We start from the raw sequence: 11,290 nt of genomic DNA, 5'->3' as shown, positions 1-11,290 counted from the left end.
CACCCTTGCGCCATGCAATGGAGCAAATGCTTTCTAATTCTCCCCCCCTGAGGGGACGCACAGTTTTTTAAATGAAACAGTACCTTATTAGTCTATTAATTCACGAATGACTAAACTGCCTAACTGCCTCGTGTTGTAAGGGTTACCATTGCTGTTATGTGTTGATATTGAGAGATCTTTAGCCATAAGCCGTAAATGTGGTTTGGTAGGAGACAGTGACTTACCATCTTTAAGAACCTCGATTGAGCCATTTTCACGCTCTACGATTTGATACTGACCCCAGCAGGCTTCTTTAACGTTAGGAATTTCTCTTTCTATATGTTTGGGGTTGGCTAGCTTGCTTAATGACAGTGAATACTTCGAGCTTTTACCCGAAGTACACATTAGTGACCTTGCTTCGCTAACACTGCCGTCAAACAATGTTTCAATTTGCATCTCTTCAAGATTGATTCGTAAAATAATTACACGATCAACATATTCTAATGTATTCGGATTAAAAGAAATATGACCGCTATTACTCAGTCGACCCGTCGTCTTAACTGAAACTCGCTCACCCTCGGCACTAACCACATCGTACCCGGATTGATTGACCTCTGTAGCCATTTGACCGTTTGTTATCAAGGCGGCATAGAGTTCACCAATTCGTCCAGTTAAATGTCTGAGTTCTGTAATTGGTACTCCCCAGTGTAGCTCGCGTTCAAGCCAGGACATTGACTCTCCAAGTGACTGGATTACTTGAATCTGAGTTAAAGCCATAAACAACCTCCTGATTATTCTAAAGAGGACAAAATATATAAATTACCCTATAACCGTTAGGAAGTAAGTCAACTTACGACTTAGGAAAGTGATATACAGAGCTACCTAAACTCAGAAATGGCAACAAATGGCTTAGGTGCCATAAATAAAGCGGTTGACTGCCCATAGACGCCATGTCTCATTAAAAATCAGAACGCCCAAAATCATAGAAAGAGGTTTACCCTCAATTCGAAGATAAAAATATACAACTTACAGAGAAACAAGATTCACCTATCATTAGAAACTTTAACGCACCAGCAGTTGGTGCGTTATATGTTGAGTCAAATCCCGTTACTTTTAGGTCAATGGTCCCTATGTCGACAACCTAATATACAATTTTGAATCTTCATCAAAATACTATTAGCGGTAAATGGCATCGCGCACCGGTGATATGATAAAAAAATACCCACTACTTCATCAGCTAAAGTACTCGCGATAGTATAGCTGTCGTAAGTATTGCCCATCGAAGTATCAAGACGATTCAGTATTTGTATATAGACATCATGTCTGAACTCTTTTATATCATCGACTGAATATTGATGAAATCTCTCTTGAGTCATCACATCTAAACACAGACTGGTGCAGTGCACGGTAATAGCGTTGAATTTCATAATGTACGCCCCTTTGCTTCACTAAGTAGACGCTCAAAAGCAGAGCCATCCTGACGCGTTAAGTTCGGTACATAACGGCTATATATTTCAAATAGCATCTTAGTATTGGAGTGACCCATTTGACGGGCAATCCATTCAGGCGCCTCCCCCTGCTGCCAACCAAAGCGTTGCTGCCGTATGACGTGTTTCATACGGACGGCGATAAGCAATGCCCATCTTTTTTAGGGTCTGCTTCCACACTCTGTCTCGAATATTCCCCTTATCTAGAGGGTTGCCTTCAGCATTGCAGAACACATATTCACCTCCACTAGTCAGCTCATATTGCTCCTTGAGCGCCTCGACAACCATACTCGACATTTTAATATCTCGCGCAGACCCCAGAGTTTTTGTAGTATCCATTTGGCCCTGAACGTAAGTTTCTCTCACACTTACTAAACCAAGACGAAAATCCACGTAACGCCACTTTCCGGTGAAAAAGCGTACCGTAAAGTAGTTTCGATATTCACTCTTCACTGTAGATAGAAACTCCATAACTTCTTCTAGAGTAAAGGGGTTTACATCACGCTTCTCAACACATAGAGGCTTAATATTTTCAAACTGACAGCGGAATCCATATCTATCTGCGGCTTCACGCAGAATCATACGCAATGGCGTCATTACGTGATTTACAAAATCTGTAGAGAGCTTTGTTCCATCAGGTTTAGGCTGCATTAGCTTTGCTCGATATTTTAAAATATCTGGGCGACTAATTTGATCTACATTCACGTCACCAAACTCACCGACAAGGTAACTAAACAAGTATATCCTCATACTGCTTACATAACTGGTCTTCCATCTCACTTCATTCTCAGCAAACCACTCATGTGCAAAGTCTTCAAACGAAATAGTGGTGATTCCTTGAAGCTCTTTGGAAGCCGTTTTGTAAGCCCCCAAAAGCTCCTCTTTCTTACGTCGAGACTGAATATCTTCTTTTACGAACTTGGTGGTATTTTTAGATTCTGGAAAGTATTCGCTATAAACAAAGCACCCTAAACGGATATCGGCATCAATCTGATTCACTAACTTCGTGAGTTTACGGTTATTCGCTGCTGTGTCAGTTAAAAGCGTTTGTTCTCGGCAACGGACTCCACAGTATCTGAAATCCAAATAAAGCTTAGAGCCACGTGAATTTACACTACCCATAGCAAATCCTCCCCGCTGCCATTGGTATATATACGGCGTTTCGTGTAGCACTTTGATATAATTCAGCTTCTACCTCTTCCCATATGTACAGAATTTTTCTACCATTAAAGGGTCGAATGTAGTGCTTACCTTCGATGAAGATAGAGTCTCGCAGTTTAGAATTGATATAGTTGGCGCTAAATTTGATCCGAGCTGCGAGCTCTTTCACCGTTAATAGTGTTTGGTCCATTTTGACCTCCATAAATTGTGTTTTATCAGGACACGAGGTCAATATAATACGGCACTTGTGTCTTATCAAGATACACTGTAGGGCCATTATGGAATAATTAATTGATTAGATATAACCTAAAAACATTAATCGAAGAGAAGTCAGCAAAAGAAGGGCGAAAAATTTCTGGAGCAGAAATTGCGAACGAAATCGGTATCCAGCGCTCTGCAATGGCTAAAATGATTCGTGACGAGGGGTATACAACGACAACTAAAACTCTGGATTCTCTATGCCAGTATTTTGATTGTAAAATTGAGGATTTAATAACCTATGAGAAAGTCTAGTCACCCCCATGTTTTGATAGGTAAATATGTCAAATATTAGGCTCTATGACGCCCTGATAGATTGGCATATTAACTCCCACCCATCCTATCTAGCGGGAAATTATGCCAATCCGAGTTCTGACACTCAACTCCACTTACTAATCAATAAACTACTCACCCCTATCGAACTTGAATTCGGCCCTATCTCGATAACATATGGGTTTACGTCTTATCCATTAATGCACTGGATTCAAAAATATAGCCCACAACATACCGCTCCGAGAATCGATCAGCACGCTGCTATGGAAATGAATGCGCACGGCAATCGAATTTGTAAAAGAGATGGCGCTGCATGTGACGTTATAGTCGAAGGATACGAATCGAATATGGGAGAAATAGCCAAGTATATTTGCAACAACTTGGAGTTTGATCGACTTTACTTTTATGGTGAAAGTAAACCGACCCACATTAGCATTGGACCAAATAATACACGCTATGCGTTAATCAGAAAAACACGTGACGATGGTGTTCGGGTAAATACAAAAAGCGCTAAGGGCGTTGCTGCACGAACCTTATTCGATAATTTATAATTCTGCAAAAAGCCGCTAGAGTTAAGAAATGAACGAAGAACTGTTTGCTAAACTCATCTCTCAGATAAACATTGGGAAACACCTACCTGACGCTATCTATATCCATAGAGATGCCTTCAGTGCTATCCCCCATGATTTAACACAGTTTGTTACAGCAGTAGCAAAAGCTGTAAGTTTGGAAGATGACAACTGGAATTTAGTCAAACTTTTCAAAAAAGAGTTTCGCCTATCTCTACTACACTATCCTGATTTTTATAGTGATTCATACCCTGTACTGAGACAAAGTCTGAATGTCAATTTATCAAAACTTAGTCATAAAATAACAACCTATGAAGGAACTGATAACCCACCGATCTTGCATCGTAAAGAGACTATGGTTCTGCCACAAAATAAATTTTATGACCATTTCTCTACCATCACTCAAGAAGGAGAAAACGCAGGCCTATATCAGAATAGTCGAATAATAGGATTCAAACGTTCTTGGGAGAACTTAATTGCTCTGCATGGTTATGAGTTAGTTGATGGCCGATTATTCCGTAGCTCTGCCGTAATTCAACAACATGAATCAGGTATTGATCGACATAAAACAGCATTAGTCAGACATGAACTATCTTCCCCAATGAAATCACTCGTAAAACACGGTTATCTTGAAGGCTCTTATTCTATCTTTGATTATGGCTGTGGCCGAGGCGGCGATTTACGAGAGTTAGAGGCTCACGGGTTAGACGCATTAGGCTGGGACCCGAATTTCCAACCTGATAACGACAAGGTGAATTCTGACATCGTCAACCTTGGTTTTGTACTCAATGTTATAGAAGACCCAGATGAACGATTAGAGGCTTTATTAGGGGCATGGGAGTTAACCGATAAATTCCTTGTTGTATCGGTAATGCTGGCAAACGAAAACTACATTGCCCAATTCAAACCATACAAAGATGGGATTATCACTTCTCGTAACACCTTTCAAAAATACTACGCTCAATCAGAAATTAAAAGCTATATAGAGAGAAGCCTTCAAGAAGAGGCTATCACTGCAGCACCAGGTATTTTCTATATTTTTAGAGACAAAATCGAAGAACAGCTTTACCTACAAGGCAAGTACAAACGTCACCACAACTGGCAGCAACTAACCACACCAGAGCCAGTAGATGCTAAAGATAAAGCTAAGTTACTAATCACTCAGAACCAAGAGCTATTCGACGAATTTTGGAATGTTTGCTTAGAGCTCGGACGTATTCCAGCTAATGATGAGTTCGAACTTTCAGATAGAGTGAAAGAACTGATTGGCTCCCACAAAAGAGTCTTCAGCATACTTCAAGAAATGTTCGATACCAAAAAGTTTGAGCAAGCAAAAAAAGCCGAAAAGAAGATCTATTGCTTTACTTTGCGATGGGACTATTTGAGAAAAGAAAGCCTTATACTCAGCAACCTGAATCACTGAAGAGAGACATTAAAGCTCTATTTGATGACTATAAAACAGCGATCAACCTTGCCGCTGAGTTACTGTTTGCCATTGCAGATACCGAACTAATCAACAAACAATGTGAAAAAGCCCATTCACAGCTACCGGCTAGTTTGCTAAATGAAGGGCACTCATTAATTTTTCATCGTGATTACATTAATGAGCTACCATTGTTACTCCGTGTTTACGTTGGAGCCGGTTTACAAATGTATGGAGAACTAGATAACGAAATTGACTTAATAAAAATCCATATTACTTCCGGTAAACTCACCCTCACGGCTTATGACGACTTCGAAAAATCAGTTCCGTTCTTGGTCGAGAGAATTAAAATCAAAATGGCAGAACAAGATATCGATTTTTTTGATTACGTTAATGAACAAAAACGTCCCCCACTTTTAAACAAACACCTCTTTATATCGATAGATTCAGAAAACTATCAATTACAAGCAAACTTCGATAAGCGATTAGCGAAATTACTTGATGAAAATGTCAATGAAGAACTCATTTACTCACGCATTGAATATGACGTACTGTTAGCTAAACTGAATAAAGCGATCTCAGGTTATCGTATTTGTAACACGCAATAATAGATTAACTCATAACCTAAACATTATGGAATTGACCTTTACTCTACTAAGTAAAAAGTATCTCTTATTAATTCTTTCCAGAGCCCCAGGAGTACCTGTTTTTTAATCAGAGCTCAATTAATACTGAACCTATATCGGATACCAGTACCAACTGTTCGATAGTTTTTAATTCCATCATGGCTGAACGGGTTTGGTAGAACATGAATTTTCCTCATCGCTGAATCATTTGAATTAGTTATAAAGAGAATTCGGTATAACTTCCTATTTTCCCCAGCACATTCTTGCGCCTTGCGGATCTCCGTTTCTCCCATCTCAATCTGATTGTAAGCTCCAACACCTTCAACTGTTGCTTTGACTTCAAAAAAGTATTCCTGGCTTTTTTGCTTGATATTAAAGTCATAGCCAAGGCTATCATCACCTTGATTTCCACCCAAAGCCTTATTACGGTAACCTGAACACCAACTGTTTTCTGTACATTCAGAATAATTAGCTTTGAGCCATTCGAAGGCGAGTACTTCACCGATAAAACCAATAGCTTTAGTTTTTATCGGGTTATTCTTAAAAGGTTTACCTTTTCCTGAATAAGGTGCCCCTTTGCTATGGCCATGTCCTGCCGATGCGGATTTAAACTCATCTAAATTATTAATACGCTTGCTGATATTTAGGAAATCTTGCGAAATACCACTTTGAATTAACTGTGCAAGCTCAGTAAAGTTTTCTTCTTTCGCCAAAACTGTTTCACCATCAACAACAATACTTGAACGTTCTCTCTCTCGTTCACTCTTCAGAAATTCTTCTTTATTGGTAAATATGTCTAATTGTCCTTTGCTAAGTCCCCAATCATGTAGGTTCTCGCTGGCGAGCATCTCCTTTGGCCAGTCGCCACTTTGCTGCAGCCACTTACTAATGGTGACGAAGTCCAAAAGTTCAAAATCTGCTATAGCCTGAATATCGAGAATATCCCATACAGCCAATTTCGAGGAAGAGTTCGTCCAGTCAGCTACAGAATGATGGTTTTCTTGAGCCCAGCAGCCTAGGATATCTTTAAAGGTTTTCTGAAACTCTTGTGCCAACATTCGATTATTTTCACGAACTTCTTTCAAAGGGGGCAAATCCCATGACCTACTGTAATCAATGCTGTTATAAGAATACCAGTCATAAAGAAGCTCTTCTATTAACTCGCTATTTATTGAAAGATATTGCGTTCCCCACTCATTAGGGATTATCAAACTCTCCAGAGTTCTTAATAAAGCGTAAGAAGAAAGCTTTTCTCTATTATGAAAAAGTCTGTAAAAGTGATTACGGATAGGTTCAAGAATTTGTTCACGACAAGATTCTTTAAACGAAGTTAGGTACCTTTGATGCTCCTCTAACTTATTATCTACCTGATAGAAGGTACCGAGGCGTTTAAGGACACCATTGAAACGTGCGAAGTCCAGGCTGAGAGCATCTCGGACTCCATAACAGTTTTCTGCTTGTAAAATAGCTTCCTCTATTTCTTTTAGAACCCCAATAGACTTAAGCATGTCTTCCGGCAGAGTCCTAATAAGATAATCTTGAAGACTTCTGTCACCAAGATCCTGCCATTCAATATAATCCTCAGAAAAATAACAGAGAGCTGGCTTCAATTTTTGCCACAAAAGTTGACTGTCGGAACGAACTCCGTCAATTACCTCTTTGACGATGGATTTTTTCATGTTGAACAGTTCTGACTGCTCTTCTACCTTCAACTCAACCAGAGAAGACAGTGAACCACGCAGATCCTTTAGTTTATAAAGAGCAAGCCCCAATGAGTCTTTAAGACTAGTAATATTTAATAAGTAACAAAGAGCAGGGATCGTCGCATCTAGAAAATATTCAACAGATAAGCTCATCACTTCATCATCTATGATGAGGTATATTCCATGGTCTGTTTTATAAGGAAAAGCTTTGGAAAAAATGTGGGGAATGGAGACACTTTGGTCATCCACCGTTACAGTCAGGTCAGATGTCGAAATGAAGCGAAGTCTTTGCAGATCAGTCACAAGTTCTTCGCGCCTTTTAGGCGTTTTCATGTTTTCGAATGGTGCTTTGGCATATACAGTCAAAATAAGGAAATCTTTAAACCAAGAACCAGCTGTATCTAGAAAGTTATGGATATTAGACGATTCCGAAATAGGTTGACCGTTTATAAGAACACTTACCTGAAGCTCATCAGCTCTTTTAAACGAAATCTGAGTTAAATCGCAAAGAGTTTCCAGTCTCTTACGGTTAGCAACTTTACTAATTGCCAATTGATAACAATCAAGTTCATCGAGTACATCCATTGACGCCTGTGAATTTTCATCTTTAAAGATAAAGGTACGGTTGTCTCCGCGGTACTCTGAAAGAGTATTTGAAATAAGGCGTCCTTCATATTCGATAACTAAGGGGAAATCATCAGAAAAATGTCCTTCATGTTCGTTCTCGGATAATAACAGGCTCCATACGTCACGATATTCATGACGAAAAACATCATGTCGACTGGTGCTAATCGTCGGAAAAACTTTCCCCAAAAGATACACCTGATTCAAAGACTCAGAGGTACAATTCCAAATATGCATACCTAAAAGTGCCTGAAACCTTTTAGCCAATGAATGAGTAGTAATTTCTTGGGCGACGGAATCAAGTATAAAAGGAATAAAGCTCGGCTGTCTTTTATCAGATACTGGGTAATACCATGAATCCAAAGGTTTTTTAAAAATAGATTCATTCCCGCGTACTGGTAACCAATTTCGTTCTTTGAGAAAAGCCAGACAAGGTGTCGGCCATTCATATATCATGTGTGATGCACCTCCTTGACCTCTTAATACAGTTTTTAGAGTCTCAGGTGACCAAAGATTAAAACTCTTTATAATTAGGCGGGCGTAAAGTTTTCGCGCCTCAAAAGAAAACTCACCATAATCTTTCTGCCCAGGCAAGGCATAAAAATCAGTAATAAATGAATGCACTGTTCTTGGGTTTCTTATATTGAGATCATAGTGCTCTACTTCTCGGAGATAAGCTTTTTGGTCGTCCTCAGTTAAACCCATTTTTTCAACCAAATATGTTGCACTAAACCAACTACCATTCCCTTCTCGCATAAAGTTTGCTTTTAATGGCTGTGGATGAAAGCCATCGCGAACCCCGATTCCTTTTAGAAATTCTTTCCACGCTTCTATATCAGTAACTGTTTTCGGCCATTTCATCGGCTCTTCAATCAGCAATGTCTTGATTAAAGCCACATCTTCAGAAAGAGGCCCGCATTCTCCTAGCAGTTTCTCAAGATCTGAGCCGCATTCAGTTTCCCATCTTTGGGAGAAAAAAGCTTGAGATGCCGGAATCCACTCCTTTGTCTGGGAAGGTACATAAAGGTCCAGGTCATTGAGTTTTGGTTTTTGATTGTATGATGTATTTCTAAGGAGGTTAAATACCCAAACTAAAGCTTGGGAACGAACTGGATCACTCCGAGTAGTCGACATAATCTGCTTGATATTTCTCAACAGATCAGCTGCCTCGTACTTTTTAATGATTTGGTTTTTTTCCAAAAAGAAATGTGATTCTCGGTTTTCGTTCCTCTTAGGCTTACGCCAGTTCAAACCTGAGTGCATGAAGGAAAAGTAGCGCTGGAGCTTACCAGGTACATTGATTTCCACCTCGTCCGTAATTCCTTGGACTCCGCGGAAGTAAACTAAAGGTTTTTTCTCATGCCTAGCTTTTTGCTCATCTAAGAAAAATTTTCGAAGAACACCTCCTTCAGTAAGAAGGAATTCTCTACCATCAAGATGCTTTTGAGGATTCACAATGTCCTTAAACACAACAGCCAAGTCTTCGTAATAAAGCTCCCAGTCCTGCAGCGTAACTTCTTCTTTATGCAATCCCTGAGCTATAGCTTCGAACCAATTTGGCAGAACCTCAGCTGACGGTGTTATTCCCACATCAAAAAAAATATCACAGAGTTTATGTAAGCGTTGAAGGCGTTGCTGAGAAATATTTTTGGTCAGCAAGTGGGCGCCTGTATATTTCAGAATTAACTTTCTTTTAAGAAGTTGAAGTGAAGAATCTTCCCAAGAATAAATTCTCGATAAACTACTCAATTTTGGCTCATAACCATTATCAATAGGAAGTATGTTAGCTTCTTTTAAATCCAGTCTGTAAGCCTTAAAAGACTCAACTAATAGATCTTCATAGCATATATCTTCAACAAACTCTCCTCGCCAACATAACAGGTCAACCAAGCATCGCTCAAAAACTGCTCTTGGCTTTTTTTCTCTTTTGTATTTTTCTACAAGAGCTAAAATGCTTCTGATGGATAACTTCACAATTTCTTCAATGAAAAAGCGGTTGAGAGGAATATCGTGCTTAACCATCTTGCGATTGGCGTCAGTATAAAAAGGCGCATTCAGATGTCCATTAATTGGAGATTTGGCATCAGCTCCCATTGGCAAGAAGTTGTAAAAGCGGAACGTCCGATTTTCCAAATCCTCTAAGGGAATTGCAAGAGATACATGAGCTTTGCCTTTCCAGTCACGCCAGTTTTCTCGCAGAAGACTGCGTTCTATACTTTCTTCAATAGACTTATGAAGCTCCTGGGAATTAAGTTCTGCTGAAAGAACTAAATAGGAACCAAATTTGCCCAGCTCGACCAGTTGAGCATCATCTGAGGTAGATGAAAAATCTAATGTAAAATCTTCTGGCTGCCGAACAAGTTCATGACAATCTTGAGGATCAGGACCTGTCTTGACAATAAGCTTATCGACTTCTTCAAGAAAAAGAAGTACGGGCACTTCGCACTCTATCAGTTGTGATTGCAATTGGTTAAGGATTTCTTGAGTCGCTGATTCCTTATTCAAAGGCAAAGCTATGAGTGTGGAATAACCTTCGGCAGCAAACTCTTTTATTTTCGAATTCTGTTCATTCAGAGGGACAGGAAGAGATAACTTTGAGACCTCTTTGTTGGCTCTCTCAAAATACTGAACTTGATCGGTGGCTTCGAGTAAAGTTTTTAACTCATGATCATTGGCAAATGAAAAGCAGAAGCCGTTAAAGCAATCCCGTGATTTGTTCTCCGGATCCATAGAATAGATCTTTGGCGAATCACACACCTGAAGAACACTGCGAAAACCGATTCCTTTGTTGCCGATTGACTCGTCGGGTGATTTGCTACTCTGAGCGATTTCACAGATAGCTATAAAGTTTTTTTTAGTGAAAGGGGTTCCACGATTTGCAATATAGAGGGTTCCGAATTCACTTCCATTTACATCAAGTTCAATATGGATATCTTTAGGGCCCATACTGCCCCTTTGGGCATCGTAGGCATTCTGAATGAGCTCTATAGGAATACGTTCTGAGTAATCATGTGATATCTGTTCGGCAAGTGAATTAATACTAGCGTGGACATTGACATTTTTCTCAACACCGTTGATGTAGTTATCGAGAATATTTAATGAACGTGAGTTTATCTGTTCGGCATATTTTTTGTTAATAATTTCTTTTGTCGATATGAAATTCATGAACGTCCCTATGACCTGCTCA

The 11,290-nt window shown here is 39.5% G+C and carries 5 protein-coding genes and 1 pseudogene; 3 read left to right on the top strand and 3 right to left on the bottom strand.

Annotation, left to right across the window (positions count from 1 at the left end; genetic code table 11):
• Positions 1 to 87: 87 nt before the first annotated feature.
• Entirely contained in the window at positions 88 to 756 is a 669-nt protein-coding gene (locus LIX84_RS17655) for a DUF6998 domain-containing protein (RefSeq protein WP_226421873.1), read from the bottom strand.
• 785 nt (positions 757 to 1,541) lie between these two features.
• Positions 1,542 to 2,588, bottom strand: coding sequence for an Arm DNA-binding domain-containing protein (locus LIX84_RS17650; RefSeq protein ID WP_226421872.1), 1,047 nt, complete (start codon positions 2,586 to 2,588; stop codon positions 1,542 to 1,544).
• 330 nt (positions 2,589 to 2,918) lie between these two features.
• Between LIX84_RS17650 and LIX84_RS17645 the strand changes: the two genes are divergently transcribed.
• The 3 genes and pseudogenes from LIX84_RS17645 (at position 2,919) to LIX84_RS17635 (ending at position 5,758) form a co-directional block, all read left to right on the top strand.
• Positions 2,919 to 3,140 carry a helix-turn-helix domain-containing protein gene (locus LIX84_RS17645; protein WP_226421871.1) on the top strand — a complete coding sequence of 74 codons (222 nt, stop codon included), beginning with the start codon at positions 2,919 to 2,921 and terminating at the stop codon, positions 3,138 to 3,140.
• Between the two features lie 281 nt (positions 3,141 to 3,421).
• A complete protein-coding gene (locus LIX84_RS17640; RefSeq protein WP_226421870.1) occupies positions 3,422 to 3,709 on the top strand; it encodes a hypothetical protein in 288 nt (95 codons plus the stop codon).
• Between the two features lie 28 nt (positions 3,710 to 3,737).
• A pseudogene (locus LIX84_RS17635) lies at positions 3,738 to 5,758 on the top strand (DNA phosphorothioation-associated putative methyltransferase).
• Between the two features lie 113 nt (positions 5,759 to 5,871).
• Here LIX84_RS17635 and LIX84_RS17630 read toward each other — a convergent pair.
• Positions 5,872 to 11,268 (bottom strand): sacsin N-terminal ATP-binding-like domain-containing protein, encoded by a 5,397-nt coding sequence (locus LIX84_RS17630; protein WP_226421869.1) that lies wholly within the window; start codon positions 11,266 to 11,268, stop codon positions 5,872 to 5,874.
• Between the last annotated feature and the right edge of the window lie 22 nt (positions 11,269 to 11,290).

The organism is Vibrio sp. E14, from assembly GCF_020515785.1.
GTDB lineage: Bacteria > Pseudomonadota > Gammaproteobacteria > Enterobacterales > Vibrionaceae > Vibrio > Vibrio diabolicus.
The sequence above is the reverse complement of the archived record's forward strand: the minus strand, read 5'-3'. Positions and strand labels throughout refer to the sequence as shown.

Excerpts from the sequence above, each read along its gene's own strand:
- LIX84_RS17655 (WP_226421873.1), bottom strand. The coding sequence starts at position 756 with ATGGCTTTAACTCAGATTCAAGTAATCCAGTCACTTGGAGAGTCAATG.
- LIX84_RS17650 (WP_226421872.1), bottom strand. The coding sequence starts at position 2,588 with ATGGGTAGTGTAAATTCACGTGGCTCTAAGCTTTATTTGGATTTCAGA.
- LIX84_RS17640 (WP_226421870.1), top strand. The coding sequence starts at position 3,422 with ATGGAAATGAATGCGCACGGCAATCGAATTTGTAAAAGAGATGGCGCT.
- LIX84_RS17630 (WP_226421869.1), bottom strand. The coding sequence starts at position 11,268 with ATGAATTTCATATCGACAAAAGAAATTATTAACAAAAAATATGCCGAA.